The 13767-nt window shown below is 60.9% G+C and carries 14 protein-coding genes; 5 read left to right on the top strand and 9 right to left on the bottom strand.

Annotation, left to right across the window (positions count from 1 at the left end; genetic code table 11):
* Positions 1-21: 21 nt before the first annotated feature.
* Complete coding sequence (locus C8K58_RS08485) at positions 22-315, bottom strand: putative quinol monooxygenase (protein ID WP_108573600.1); 294 nt, start codon at positions 313-315, stop codon at positions 22-24.
* A gap of 115 nt (positions 316-430) precedes the next feature.
* On the opposite strand from C8K58_RS08485, the gene C8K58_RS08480 reads away from it, so the two are divergent.
* Positions 431-1357 carry a LysR family transcriptional regulator gene (locus C8K58_RS08480; protein ID WP_092358901.1) on the top strand — a complete coding sequence of 309 codons (927 nt, stop codon included), beginning with the start codon at positions 431-433 and terminating at the stop codon, positions 1355-1357.
* Between the two features lie 137 nt (positions 1358-1494).
* A complete protein-coding gene (locus C8K58_RS08475) occupies positions 1495-2190 on the top strand; it encodes a helix-turn-helix transcriptional regulator (protein ID WP_098480430.1) in 696 nt (231 codons plus the stop codon).
* A 72-nt stretch (positions 2191-2262) separates the two neighbouring features.
* Here C8K58_RS08475 and C8K58_RS08470 read toward each other — a convergent pair whose 3' ends face one another.
* Entirely contained in the window at positions 2263-3216 is a 954-nt protein-coding gene (locus C8K58_RS08470) for an adenosine deaminase (RefSeq protein WP_027607950.1), read from the bottom strand.
* Between the two features lie 194 nt (positions 3217-3410).
* On the opposite strand from C8K58_RS08470, the gene C8K58_RS08465 reads away from it, so the two are divergent.
* A complete protein-coding gene (locus C8K58_RS08465; protein WP_027607949.1) occupies positions 3411-4502 on the top strand; it encodes a calcium:proton antiporter in 1092 nt (363 codons plus the stop codon).
* Between the two features lie 59 nt (positions 4503-4561).
* On the opposite strand, the gene C8K58_RS08460 is transcribed toward C8K58_RS08465, so the two are convergent.
* From C8K58_RS08460 to C8K58_RS08435, 6 genes are all read right to left on the bottom strand, one after another.
* Positions 4562-5920 (bottom strand): 8-oxoguanine deaminase, encoded by a 1359-nt coding sequence (locus tag C8K58_RS08460; RefSeq protein ID WP_108573598.1) that lies wholly within the window; start codon positions 5918-5920, stop codon positions 4562-4564.
* 146 nt (positions 5921-6066) lie between these two features.
* Positions 6067-6753 (bottom strand): SDR family oxidoreductase, encoded by a 687-nt coding sequence (locus C8K58_RS08455; RefSeq protein WP_027607947.1) that lies wholly within the window; start codon positions 6751-6753, stop codon positions 6067-6069.
* Between the two features lie 56 nt (positions 6754-6809).
* Positions 6810-7391: a YigZ family protein gene (locus tag C8K58_RS08450; protein ID WP_027607946.1), complete on the bottom strand. Its 582-nt coding sequence runs from the start codon at positions 7389-7391 to the stop codon at positions 6810-6812.
* A gap of 12 nt (positions 7392-7403) precedes the next feature.
* A complete protein-coding gene (locus C8K58_RS08445) occupies positions 7404-8063 on the bottom strand; it encodes a TetR/AcrR family transcriptional regulator (RefSeq protein ID WP_027607945.1) in 660 nt (219 codons plus the stop codon).
* 87 nt (positions 8064-8150) lie between these two features.
* Entirely contained in the window at positions 8151-9545 is a 1395-nt protein-coding gene (locus C8K58_RS08440; protein WP_027607944.1) for a uracil-xanthine permease family protein, read from the bottom strand.
* An 88-nt stretch (positions 9546-9633) separates the two neighbouring features.
* Positions 9634-10554: a LysR family transcriptional regulator gene (locus tag C8K58_RS08435; RefSeq protein WP_027607943.1), complete on the bottom strand. Its 921-nt coding sequence runs from the start codon at positions 10552-10554 to the stop codon at positions 9634-9636.
* A gap of 126 nt (positions 10555-10680) precedes the next feature.
* Between C8K58_RS08435 and C8K58_RS08430 the strand changes: the two genes are divergently transcribed.
* Positions 10681-12030 (top strand): aspartate aminotransferase family protein, encoded by a 1350-nt coding sequence (locus C8K58_RS08430; protein WP_027607942.1) that lies wholly within the window; start codon positions 10681-10683, stop codon positions 12028-12030.
* A 39-nt stretch (positions 12031-12069) separates the two neighbouring features.
* Positions 12070-13563, top strand: a complete 1494-nt coding sequence (locus tag C8K58_RS08425; protein WP_108573596.1) for a CoA-acylating methylmalonate-semialdehyde dehydrogenase — start codon at positions 12070-12072, stop codon at positions 13561-13563.
* Here the strand turns inward: C8K58_RS08425 and C8K58_RS32585 are convergent.
* Positions 13553-13767: hypothetical protein (locus C8K58_RS32585; protein ID WP_218279005.1), on the bottom strand; the 215-nt coding region annotated here is incomplete at its 5' end. The genes C8K58_RS08425 and C8K58_RS32585 overlap by 11 nt on opposite strands.

Below are 13767 nucleotides of genomic sequence, written 5' to 3'. Positions count from 1 at the left end.
GGCTCCGGAAAAAGGCGGTGATCAGGCGAGAAACTTCAGGCGCTTGAGTTCGAAGTGTTCGATGACATCAGCGGCTTTAGCGCGAAAATGTTGGATATGCGCGCTCTGGTCGTGGTCGGCCAGTGCGGCGTCATCGCTCCAGCGTTCGAGCATGTAGAAGGTCTCAGGGTGTTGCAGGTCCTGGTGCAGGTCGTATTGCTCGCAGCCGGCTTCAAGACGGGTAGGTTCCAGCAGGTCGCGCAGCAGCGGCTCCAAGGTGGCCTGTTGGCCAGGTTTGGCGATCAGCGTGGCGATGACGTTAAAGGCTGTGGGCATATTCAACTCCAGACACGTGATAACGGGATGGGCAGATGATTGGCCATTTCCCTGCAAGATAAAAGCGGCTAAAACAGCACTCTGTTTCAATAATATTTTGATAATGGGTGGTTGAATGCTGCGTTTTGATGATTTGCAGTTGTTTGTACGCGCCGCGGACCTGGGCAGTTTATCGGCGGCGGCGCGGGTGATGGACCTGTCGCCCGCCGTGGCCAGCGCGGCGCTCAAGCGTATCGAACAGCAGCTGGGCACGCGTTTGCTGGCGCGCTCCACCCGCAGCCTGCGCCTGACCGCCGAAGGTGAAGGCTTCCTGCAATATGCCCGCGCTGCGCTGAGCGCCCTGGACGAAGGACGGCGCTTATTGGCCAGTGGCCAGGACCATGTCAGTGGGGTGTTGCAACTCTCGGCGCCCTCGGATTTCGGTCGTAACCAATTACTGCCCTGGCTGGACGAATTTCAGCTCGAGTACCCGCAACTCACCGTGCGCCTGCTGCTGGGCGATCGGATTGCCGACCTGTTCCGCCAGCCGGTGGACATTGCCCTGCGCTATGGCGAGCCCGAAGACTCCAGCCTGGTCGCCCTGCCCGTCGCGCCGCACAACGTTCGCGTGTTGTGCGCAGCCCCCAGCTATCTCGCGCGTTATGGCGAGCCGCGACAGCTGGAGCAATTGGCCCAGCACAATTGCTTGCTTTACATGCTTGGCAGCCGAGTGCATGACCACTGGAGCTTTCACGATGGCAAACGCGAAGTCAGCCTCACGGTCGGTGGTGATCGCTTCAGCGACGATGCCGATGTGGTGCGCCGCTGGGCGGTGGCGGGCGTGGGCATTGCCTACAAATCCTGGCTGGATGTGAGCACCGATGTGCTGGCCGGGCGCTTGCGCCTGGTCTTGCCTGAGTTGCGTGGCGAGCGCACACCGCTCAATTTGCTGTGCGCCCATCGGGCCCAGTTGAGCAAACCCATCAACCTGTTGCGGGAAATGCTCGTGTCGCGCTGTGCGACATTGACCGCTCAATTGCCGGAGCGATTGGGTACGCCGTAACAGCCTCCATCACACAAGGAAATTTCACTCAGCTCCTGTCCCTATTCATGCTGTCAGACGCCGCGGAACCGCTGGTTTACGCACCTATACTTTGGCGCCCACCGCAGCAGAAAAATAATTCGACAGGGAGTGAATCGATGGAACAGGCACCATGCATCAGTCAGATCGCCAGCTTGCTCGCCGAACCCAAGCGCACCGCCATGCTCTGGTCCCTGATGGACGGCTCGGCCAAGTCCTCGGAGGAATTGGCAACGCTTGCCGGGCTGTCACCCGCCTCGGCCAATGCCCATCTGGCACGGCTGACGGGGAGTGGTTTGCTGCGTACCGAGGGCCGGCGTGGCAAGCGACTGTTCCGCGTGGCGGCTGCCGATGTCAGCGTCGCCATCGATGCCTTGGCCAGTACGACCCTGGCCAGCGCCGCACGTAGTGCGCCGCATGCTTCACCGCCGGTGTTGGTGGCGCCGCCATTGTTGCGACATGCGCGGATGTGCCAGGGCCACCTCGGCGGCGAAGTGGCGGCGCAGCTGCATGAGCGGATGTTGGCGGCGGGGTGGATCGAGCGTCATGAGCAACGCATTGAGGTGACGATCAAGGGCGCACAGCACCTGGCGGGCCTGGGTATTTATACCCAGGCGCTGGCGTCGCCACTGGTATGCGACTGCTTCGATTGGAGCCAGCGGCAACCGCACCTGGGCGGCGCGCTGGGTGCGGGGCTGTTGCAGTTGTTCCTGCAATCGAACTGGATCAGCCTGGTCAATGAGTCCCAGGCGGTGCAGCTCAACGACAACGGGCTGGCAGAAATCGCCCGATTGGCCATGTCCGAACAACCTTAGCCTTGAGGGTTTGCCATCATCGCCCTGGCCTTTTTGATTCCATGGACCTGGCGATGATGACTTTGCGTGCAGTCAGGGTTTTACCAGGCGCGCATCCAGGCTGTTCTGCGCCAGGCGTTTGGCCTGGTCCTGGGTCATGCCCAGCGAGGTGTACAGCGCGTGGAAGTTTTCGGTGACATAGCCGCCGAAGTACGCCGGGTCATCCGAGTTCACCGTGACCTTCACGCCACGCTCGAGCATGTCGAGGATGTTGTGCTGGGCCATGTCGTCGAACACGCAAAGTTTGGTGTTGGACAGCGGGCAGACGGTCAACGGGATCTGCTCATCGATGATGCGCTGCATCAGGCGCTCGTCTTCGATGGCGCGTACGCCATGGTCGATACGCTGGATTTTCAGCAGGTCGATCGCTTCCCAGATGTACTCGGGCGGGCCTTCCTCACCGGCGTGGGCGACGGTGAGGAAGCCTTCGTGGCGGGCACGGTCGAACACTCGCTGGAACTTGCTCGGCGGATGACCCATTTCCGAACTGTCCAGGCCCACGGCCACAAACGCATCGCGGAACGGCAGCGCCTGGTCGAGGGTTTTCTCGGCTTCGGCTTCGCTCAGGTGGCGCAGGAAACTGAGGATCAAGCCGCTGGTGATGCCCAGCTGCTGTTCGCCATCTTTGAGCGCCGCGGCGATGCCGTTGAGCACCACTTCGAACGGTATGCCACGGTCGGTGTGGGTTTGCGGGTCGAAGAAGGGCTCGGTGTGGATCACGTTCTGGGCTTTGCAGCGCAGCAGGTAGGCCCAGGTCAGGTCGTAGAAATCCTGGGAGGTGCGCAGCACATCGGCGCCCTTGTAATAGAGGTCGAGAAACTCTTGCAGGTTGTTGAAGGCATAGGCCTTGCGCAGGGTTTCCACGTCGTTCCACGGCAGCGCGATCTTGTTGCGCTCGGCCAGGGCGAATAGCAGCTCAGGTTCCAGCGAGCCCTCCAGGTGCAGGTGCAATTCAGCCTTGGGCAGGGCGTTGAGCCAATCGTACATTTTCTAAATTCTCATCAGGTGCAATGGCGGCATTCTACAGGCCATGGCTGAAATAATCGGCAAAACCTGACCAGCAGGAGAGTATTCGATTTATTCACGCAAGGGCTGTGTGAACTAAGGTGTAACGAAACGTTAGCGGCTTGGCGCAGTCTGTACCCCATCAATGACTGATTTGCCGTACTAAAAGGCCCGGAATGCTCACATCCCTCAAGCAAGAAAAATTCATGCTGCTGGCGCTGATTGCCGCCATCGCCGCCTACCCGCTGGAGCACTGGATGCTGCACAGCGGGCAAATCGTGGCACTGTTGGCCGGCGTGGTGTTGATCGGTTTTATCGTCGTGGCGTCGATGCGCGTGGCCCACCATGCCGAGCAACTGGCGGAAAAGGTCGGCGATCCCTACGGCACTATGATCCTGACTCTCGCCGCAGTGCTGGTGGAGGTGGTGATCCTGGCGATCATGATGAGCAACGAGCCATCACCCACCTTGGTGCGGGACACCATCTATTCGGCGGTGATGCTCGATATCAACGGCATCCTCGGCCTGGCAGCGTTGATGGGCGGCATCAAGCATGGCGAACAGTCCTACAATGATGATTCGGCGCGGACCTACAGCGTAATGATCCTGACCGCCATGGGCGTGTCGATGGTGGTGCCGGAATTTATCCCCGAAGCCGACTGGAAAATTTACTCGGCCTTCACCATCGGCGCGATGGTGGTGCTCTACACCTTGTTCCTGCGCATGCAGGTAGGGCCCCACAGTTATTTCTTCAGCTACAGCTACCCGGAAAAGCGTCGCAAGAAGCTGCCGGAGGAACAAGAGTCGCCGCCGGTGAACCTGGCGTTCTCCATCGGTACCCTGGTGTTTGGCGTGATTGTGATTGGCGCGCTGGCCGAGGTGATGTCCAAGACCCTCGACCTGGGCCTGGAAGGCACGGGCGCACCGCCGGTGATCACGGCGATTGTGGTGGCGGCTATTTCGGCGGCACCGGAGATTCTGACGGCCTTGCGCGCCGCATTGGCCAACCGCATGCAGTCGGTGGTGAACATTGCCCTGGGCGCGTCGTTGTCGACGGTGATCCTGACGGTGCCGGTGATGGAAGCCATGGCGCTCTATACCGGCCAGCCGTTCCAGATGGCGATGACGCCGGTGCAAACGGTGATGGTGTTTATCACGCTGATCGTCAGTGCGATCAACCTCAACGATGGCGAAACCAATGCCATCGAAGGGATGACCCATTTTGTGTTGTTTGCGACCTTTATCATGTTGTCGCTGTTGGGCTTGTAAGCACCGTGCACTTCAAGTGGGAAGGCGATTGCCCTCCCACATGTCGAGCGGTGTCTGGTTTAGGTTCCGGCGATTAGCCGCCGTGCCGCCTGGCTGTGATCGGCGATCAAGCCTTTCAGGTCCAGGCCTTCCACCTGTCCGTCGATAACCCGCCATTTGCCGCCGATCATCACCCGGTCCGCCCGATCCGCGCCGCACAGCAGCAGTGCGGAGATCGGATCGTGGCTGCCGGAAAAACGCAGCTCATCCAGTTTGAACAGCGCCAGGTCAGCCTGTTTGCCTACGGCCAGTTCACCGATATCCGTACGCCCCAGTAGCTGCGCCGACCCCTTGGTCGCCCAACCCAGCACGCCTTCGGGGGTGATCTTTTCGGCGCCGTAACGCAGGCGCTGAATGTACAGGGCCTGGCGGGTTTCGAGGATCATATTTGACGCGTCGTTGGAGGCAGAACCGTCCACACCCAGGCCGATGGGCGCGCCGGCAGCGATCAGGTCCAGGGTCGGGCAGATGCCGGAGGCCAGGCGCATATTTGAGCTTGGGCAATGACAGATGCCCGTACCGGCGGCGCCCAGGCGCGCAATTTCATCCGGGTTGAAGTGAATGCCATGGGCCAGCCAGGTGCGCGGGCCGAGCCAGCCGACGCTGTCCAGGTAATCCACCGTGCGCAGGCCGAAGCGCTGCAGGCAGAAATCTTCTTCGTCGAGGGTTTCGGCCAGGTGGGTGTGCAGGCGCACATCCAGGCTGTTGGCCAGTTCGGCGCTGGCTTGCATTATTTGCGGGGTGACGGAAAACGGTGAGCAGGGCGCCAGGGCAATCTGGATGTACGCGCCGTCGCCGCGTTGATGATATTCGCGGATCAGGCGCTGGCTGTCGTCAAGGATGACCTGGCCCTGTTGCACGGTCTGTTGCGGTGGCAGGCCGCCGTCGGCTTCGCCCAGGCTCATGGAGCCGCGGGTGAGCATGGCGCGCATACCCAGTTCGCGCACGCTGTCGACTTGTACATCGATGGCGTTTTCCAGGCCATCGGGGAACAGATAGTGATGGTCTGCCGCCGTGGTGCAGCCCGAGAGCAGCAACTCCGCGAGCGCCACCTTCGACGCCAGGGCGAGTTTTTCCGGAGTCAGTCGCGCCCAGACCGGGTACAGGGTTTTCAACCAGGGAAACAACGGCTGATTGACTACCGGCGCCCAGGCGCGGGTCAGGGTCTGATAGAAGTGATGGTGGGTGTTGATCAGCCCGGGCAGGACCACATGCTCACGCGCATCGAACACTTGGGTGCAGGGCTGTGCGGGTTCTTGGCCTTGGGCCAGCACTTCGGTGATCGCACCGTCTTGCAGCACCAGGCCGCCACGGGCGTCTAGGCCGTTGGCAGTGAAAATCGCGAGGGGGTTTTTTAACCAGATACGGGTCGCAGGCATTGGCCGGCTCCTCTGAATGATGGGTTCAGGTTTGCCAGCTCAGTGATGCCCTGTCTGCTGATCCAGGGTCGCCGGTGAGGGCGAGGTGCGCAGTCTACGCGCGGATCGTTATCGACGGCAATCGCTCGATAACGACCCTGTGCGGCTTACCAGGCGATGGTGTCGCCTTTGTAGTCCACGAAGTGATGGCCGCCCTTGCCGGTGTAGGCGTTCACCTGGTCCACCAGGCCGCGCACGCTGGTGTCGACATCGATGTGCGCGTTTTCGCCGCCCATGTCGGTCTTCACCCAGCCCGGGTGCAGTGACAGCACGGTGAGTTTGTGATCGCCCAGTTGGGTAATGAAGCTGTTGGTCATGGAGTTGAGTGCGGCCTTGCTGGCCTTGTACAGCGCCAGGTCCGAGCCGTCGGGGATGGTCACGCTGCCCAGCACCGAACTCATGAACGCCAGCACGCCGCTGTCCTTGCGGATCTGCCCGACGAAGCGTTGGGCCAGGTTGATCGGCGCCACGGCGTTGGTGAAGAACAGCTGGCCGACTTCCGCCAGGGTGGCATGGCCAGGTTCTTGATTGGCCGGGCCCTTGACGCCTGCGTTGACGAACAGCAGGTCGAAGGTGCGCTCCTTGAGGCGTTGGGCCAAGGCGATCACGGCTTGCTGATCGTCCATGTCGAGTTTCTCGATCTGCACCGGGCCCACGGCTTTCAGGGCATCGGCCTTGTTCGGGTCACGCACGGTGGCGGTCACGTCCCAGCCGTCCTGGAGCAATTGCTTGACCAGGCCGAGGCCCAGGCCGCGTGAGGCGCCGATGATCAGTGCGGTTTTTGGCGTAGACATGAAGGCTTCCTTTAAAAGTCGCGGTTCAGGGTGTTCAGCGAACAACAGTAGCAGTTTCAGCGTTGCAGCAGGATGCGCCCACGGCTCAGGTCGGCGAGCTGGGTTTGCAGGGTGTCGATGTGGGCTTCGCCCAGGGCCAGTTGTAACTCCACGCCATTGGCGGTGAAGGTTTCTTCCAGCACCAGCCCGCCCAACTCGGCGACGCGCAATTTGACCAGGTTCAGCTCGGAGAATCCGCAGGCGCAACTCAGCGGCACGCGGCTGATCAGTTCGATGCGCTCGGCATTTTGCAGGCACTTGTTCGCACCGCCGCCATAGGCGCGGGCCAGGCCGCCGGTACCGAGTTGTATGCCGCCATACCAGCGAATCACCAGCACCGCGACCTGATCGAAACCTTGGGCCTCGATGGCCGCCAGGATGGGCCGCCCTGCGGTGCCGCCGGGTTCGCCGTCGTCACTGCTGCGGTATTGATCGGCCAGCTTCCAGGCCCAGCAGTTGTGCGTGGCGTTAAGGTCGCTGTGCTGCTCGAAAAATGCCTGGGCTTCTTGCGGGCTGGTGATCGGTGCGGCCAGGGTAATGAAGCGGCTTTTGCGAATCTCTTCGCGGAACTCGCAAAGGCCGGTGAGCGTGAAAGACATAAGTGGCTTCGTCTAGAGGGCCGGCTTGATGCCGCAGCCCTTGAGAATGATGTGGATCAGGTTGGTGCCGGCGTCTTCCATATCCTGCTTGGTCAGCTTGGTGCGACCGGTGACGCGGCAGATCTGGGTGGCGAAGTCGGCGTAATGCTGGGTGCTGCCCCACAACAGGAAGATCAGGTGCACGGGGTCGATGGGGTCCATCTTGCCGGCGTCGATCCAGGCCTGGAACACCGCCGCCCGACCACTGAACCAGGCGCGGTAGTCCTGGCTGAAATATTCGGTCAGGCATTCGCCGCCGCTGATGATCTCCATGGCGAAGATCCGCGAGGCCTGGGGCTGGCGCCGCGAAAACTCCATCTTGGTGCGGATGTAGCGGGAGAGGGCCACGGCCGGGTCGTCCTCGGCGGTCAGCGTGTTGAAGGTGCTGTCCCACAGTTCGAGGATATTGCTGAGCACCGCGATATACAGGCCCAGCTTGTTGGTGAAGTAGTAGTGCAAGTTGGCCTTGGGCAGCCCGGCGCTGGCAGCGATGGTGTTCATGCTGGTGCCCTTGTAGCCATGGCGCGCGAACTCATCTTCAGCAGCCTGGAGAATCGCTTGTTCGTTCTTTTGCCGAATGCGGCTGGCGGGCTTACCGGCGTGGTTGCTGTGGGCAGGAACTTCGAGGCTCATGGAGGTTTCCGTGCTGATCGATAGAGACGACGTGTGCACAGATAACCCACCCTCAAGCCCCAGACAAGTCCCGATGCAATAAAACCGTCAAAGCGGTTCCAGGGTGTCGCTTTCCTGCGCGTGGTTTGCGGCAGGAGCGGGCACCTTGGATTCCGGCAGCAACAGGCACAACACGATCGCGGTCAGGCCACCGCTGGTGATGGCCGAGTCGAACAGGTTCTGCACCAGGGTCGGCATCAGGTGCAGCAGGTTCGGTTGAGCGGCGATGCCCAGGCCGACGCCGAACGAGGTGGCGATGATCAGCATGCTGCGACGATCCAGTGGTGCCTGGGCGAGGATGCGTACGCCGGCGGCGGCCACACTGCCGAACATCACCAGGGTTGCGCCGCCCAACACGGGCTTGGGGATTTGTTGCAGCACGGCACCGATCAGCGGGAACAAGCCCAGGCAGAACAGCACCACGCCGATGTACAGGCCGACGTAACGGCTGGCCACGCCGGTCAGTTGGATCACGCCGTTGTTCTGGGCAAAGGTGGTGTTGGGGAAAGCGCTGAACGTGGCGGCGATCATGCAACTGACGCCATCGCCGAGGACGCCGCCTTTGAGCCGGCTTATATAGGAAGGGCCGCTGATGGGCTGGCGCGCGATCATGCAGTTGGCGGTGAGGTCGCCGACAGTTTCGATGCTGCTGATCAGATAAATCAGCGCGATAGGCAGGAAGGCGCTCCAGTCGAAGTTGAAGCCGAATCGAAACGGGATCGGCAGGCTGACCAAAGGCAAGTCGCCCAGGGCCTGGGGCACCAGCTTGCCGCTGAACCAGGCGGCGAGGCTGCCGAGGGCCAGGCCGATGATGATTGCCGAGAGCCGCACCCAGGGTGTGTTGGAGCGATTGAGCAAGATGATTGTCAGTACCACGAACAGGCCCAACGCAAGGTTGGTCGGTGCGCCGAAATCCGGTGCGTTGAAACCGCCGCCCAGGTCGGTGATACCGACCTTGATCAGGCTGATGCCGATCAGGGTAATGACAATCCCGGTCACCAGCGGGGTGATCACTCGGCGCAGCTGACCAATAAAGCGGCTGAGAATGATCTGCACGGCAGCGCCGAAAAAGCACACGCCGAAGATCATCGCCATGATGTCTTCCGGACTGCCGCCGCGTTGCTTGACCAGAAAGCCGGCCGACAGCACCGCGCCGAGAAACGCAAAGCTGGTGCCTTGCAGGCAGATCATCCCGGCGCCGATCCCAAATGGCCTGCGGGCCTGAATGAATGTGCCGACACCGGACACCATCAACGCCATGCTGATCAGGTAGGGCAAGTGTGCGGTCAGGCCCAATGTGGAGCCGATGATCAGCGGTGGCGTGATGATGCCGACAAAGGCGGCCAGCACATGTTGCAGTGCGGCCAGCAATGCAGGAGCGGGTTTGGGGCGGTCATTGAGGCCGTAGATCAGGTCGCTGGGGCTGGAGGATTCTGGTGGCATGGCAAGCAAACTCGAGGCGGATGGTTCTAGGTCCTCGTGTCCTTGCAAAAAGCTGTCCAGGTGCTCAGCTTTTTACGTAAGGCCCGCGTTAGCGCGTTGCCGCCAGGCTTTCCAGGAAGCTTTCCAGCACCAAATGAGGGCGACGGCCTTTGCGCGTGACCGATGCCAGGCTTAAATCGTAAAAGCGCGTAGCCGGTTTCAGCGCGCGCAGTCGGCCTTGTTGCACCCATAGGCTGGCGTAGTGGTCGGGCAAGTAACCGATGTAGCGACCGGTGAGAATCAGGAATGCCATGCCTTCGCGGTCCGAGGCGCTGGCGGTGCAGTTGAGCGCCTGGTAGTGGGCCTGGATCTCGGCGGGCAGGCGGAAGGTGGGGGCGATGGCGTCCTGGGCGTCGATGCGCTCGTCGCCCAGTTGCTTGTCGTCGGCATAAAACAGGGGGTGGCCAACCGCGCAGTAAAGCAGCGAGCGTTCGCTGTACAGCGCCTGGTATTCCAGACCGGACAGGGCGCTGGCCTGGGGCACCACACCGACATGCAGGCGGCCGTCGAGTACGCCTTGTTCGACCTCATTGGGGGCGATCATGCGGATCTGGATCTGTACGTCCGGCCCGCGTTCCTTCAACTGTGCCAAGGCGTGGGTGATGCGCATGTGGGGCAGGGTCACCAGGTTGTCGGTGAGGCCGATGATCAACTCGCCGCGCAAGTGCTGGTGCAGGCCGTTGACCTCGGTGCGGAAACTTTCCAGGGCGCTTAATAGTTGCAGGGCCGATTGGTAGACCTCCCGGCCTTCTTCGGTCAGCGAGAAACCGGCACGGCCACGTTGGCAAAGTCTTAATCCGAGCCGCTGCTCAAGATCGCTCATTTGCTGGCTGATGGCGGAACGGCCGATGCCGAGCACGGTTTCCGCCGCCGAGAAGCCGCCGCACTCCACGACGCTGCGAAAGATGCGCAGCAGGCGAATATCGAAGTCGCTGACTTGGGCCAGGGGATCGGGTCGACGGCTGCTCATAGTTTAGTGAAGGCCTGACTGAAGGTTAGAAGAGTTGGATTTCACCGACTTTATCCCCGTGGCAATTTAGCTGCAACAACGCTTTTTCAATCCCGACGCTGCCTGTTGCCCTGCGAGGTTTTGCTGATGAACATGCCCGAAAACGCCCCATCGTCCCTGGCCAGCCAACTGAAGTTGGACGCGCACTGGATGCCTTACACCGCCAACCGTAACTTTCAGCGTGACCCGCGCCTGATCGTGGCCGCCGAAGGCAGCTGGTTGACCGATGACAAGGGGCGCAAGGTCTACGATTCGTTGTCGGGCCTGTGGACCTGTGGCGCCGGGCATACGCGCAAGGAAATCCAGGAGGCGGTCGCCAAGCAACTGGGCACGCTGGACTACTCCCCAGGCTTCCAGTACGGCCATCCACTGTCCTTCCAGCTGGCGGAAAAAATTACCGATTTGACCCCAGGCAACCTGAATCACGTGTTCTTCACCGACTCCGGTTCCGAGTGTGCCGATACCGCGGTGAAGATGGTGCGTGCCTACTGGCGCCTGAAGGGCCAGGCCACCAAGACCAAGATGATCGGTCGCGCCCGTGGTTATCACGGTGTGAACATCGCCGGTACCAGCCTGGGCGGCGTCAACGGCAACCGCAAGATGTTTGGTCAGGCGATGATGGATGTTGATCATCTTCCGCATACCCTGCTGGCGAGCAATGCGTTCTCCCGGGGCATGCCGGAGCAGGGCGGTATCGCCTTGGCCGATGAGTTGCTCAAACTGATCGAACTGCACGACGCGTCGAACATCGCCGCGGTGTTTGTCGAGCCGATGGCCGGCTCCGCTGGCGTGCTGGTGCCGCCACAGGGTTACCTCAAGCGCCTGCGTGAGATCTGCGACCAGCACAACATTCTGTTGGTATTCGACGAAGTGATCACGGGCTTCGGTCGTACCGGTTCGATGTTTGGCGCTGATAGCTTCGGCGTGACCCCGGACCTGATGTGCATCGCCAAGCAAGTCACCAACGGCGCGATCCCCATGGGCGCGGTGATTGCCAGCAGCGAGATCTATCAGACTTTCATGAATCAGGCGACGCCTGAGTACGCTGTGGAATTCCCCCACGGCTACACCTACTCGGCGCATCCGGTTGCCTGCGCGGCAGGGCTGGCCGCATTGGACCTGCTGCAGAAGGAAAACCTGGTGCAGAGCGTGGCCGAAGTCGCCCCGCACTTTGAGAATGCGCTGCACGGCCTGAAGGGCAGCAAGAACGTGATCGACATCCGTAACTACGGCCTGGCCGGTGCGATTCAGATTGCGCCGCGTGACGGTGATGCCATCGTGCGTCCATTCGAGGCCGGCATGGCTCTGTGGAAAGCGGGCTTCTATGTGCGCTTTGGCGGTGACACGCTGCAGTTCGGGCCAACCTTCAACAGCAAACCGCAGGACCTGGATCGTCTGTTCGATGCGGTCGGCGAAGTGCTGAACAAGATCGACTGATTTCTCCTTCTATATAGAACAACTTTTCAGGAGCCCTGTATGAGCCTTATCCAGCATTTGATCAACGGTGAGTTGGTCAGTGAGTCCGGCCGTACTGCCGATGTGTATAACCCGTCCACCGGCCAGGTGATTCACCAGGTGCCATTGGCCAGCCGCGAAACCATTCAACGTGCTATCGACTCGGCCAAGGCGGCCTTTCCGGCTTGGCGCAGCACGCCGGCGGCCAAGCGCGCCCAGGTCATGTTCCGGTTCAAGCAATTGCTGGAGCAGAACGAAGCACGCATCTCGCAGCTGATCAGTGAAGAGCACGGCAAGACGCTGGAAGACGCCGCCGGCGAACTCAAGCGCGGGATCGAGAACGTGGAGTATGCGTGCTCGGCGCCGGAGATTCTCAAGGGCGAGTACAGCCGCAATGTTGGGCCGAATATCGATGCCTGGTCTGATTTCCAGCCGTTGGGCGTGGTGGCGGGTATTACCCCGTTCAACTTCCCGGCGATGGTGCCGCTGTGGATGTATCCGCTGGCGATTGTTTGCGGTAACTGCTTCATCCTCAAGCCTTCGGAGCGTGATCCGAGTTCGACGCTGTTGATCGCGCAACTGCTGCAGGAAGCCGGTCTTCCCAAAGGTGTGCTGAGTGTTGTGCATGGCGACAAGGGCGCGGTGGATGCGTTGATCGAGGCGCCGGAAGTCAAGGCCCTGAGTTTTGTGGGGTCGACGCCGATTGCCGAGTACATCTATTCCGAAGCGACCAAGCGCGGTAAGCGCGTACAGGCGCTCGGTGGGGCGAAGAACCATGCGGTGTTGATGCCGGATGCTGACCTGGATAACGCGGTCAGTGCTTTGATGGGCGCGGCCTATGGTTCCTGCGGCGAACGCTGCATGGCGATCTCGGTGGCGGTGTGCGTCGGTGACCAGGTGGCGGATGCGTTGATCGCCAAGCTGGTGCCGCAGATCAAGGCGCTGAAGATCGGTGCGGGCACTACCTGTGGGCTGGATATGGGGCCACTGGTGACGGGCCAGGCGCGGGATAAGGTCAGCGGCTATATACAAGACGGTGTTGCGTCTGGTGCGGAGTTGGTGGTTGATGGTCGTGGACTGAGTATTGCCGGGAATGAAGACGGCTTCTTCCTAGGGGGGAGTTTGTTTGACCGTGTGACGCCTGAGATGCGCATCTATAAGGAAGAGATCTTCGGGCCGGTATTGTGCGTGGTCCGGGTGAGCAGCCTGGAGGCGGCGATGCAACTGATCAACGATCACGAGTATGGCAACGGTACGTGCATCTTCACCCGTGACGGGGAAGCGGCGCGTCTGTTCTGTGACGAAATTGAAGTGGGTATGGTCGGTGTGAATGTTCCATTGCCAGTACCGGTGGCGTATCACAGCTTTGGTGGCTGGAAGCGTTCGTTGTTTGGCGACTTGCACGCCTATGGGCCGGATGGGGTGCGTTTCTACACCCGCCGCAAGGCGATCACCCAGCGTTGGCCGCAACGGGCCAGCCATGAAGCGTCGCAATTCGCTTTCCCTAGTCTGTAAGGCTCAGTAAGCAGAAGGCCGGCTCCTTGGGGCCGGCTTTTGCGTTTTTGGGCGTTTTTGACTTATATGACAGAAAGATGAAAAAGAAGGTTGACGGCAGATCCTGGACGTCTATAATTCGCCCCACTTCCGGCGCAGTCGAAACGTAAAACTCCTTGCTAAACAATGAGTTATGCAGAATAAGACAGCGGATTGCTTCAGTTC

It is taken from the genome of Pseudomonas sp. GV047 (assembly GCF_003058245.1).
Taxonomy (GTDB): Bacteria; Pseudomonadota; Gammaproteobacteria; order Pseudomonadales; family Pseudomonadaceae; genus Aquipseudomonas; species Aquipseudomonas marginalis.
This window is presented reverse-complemented; position numbering and strand designations above follow the sequence as displayed.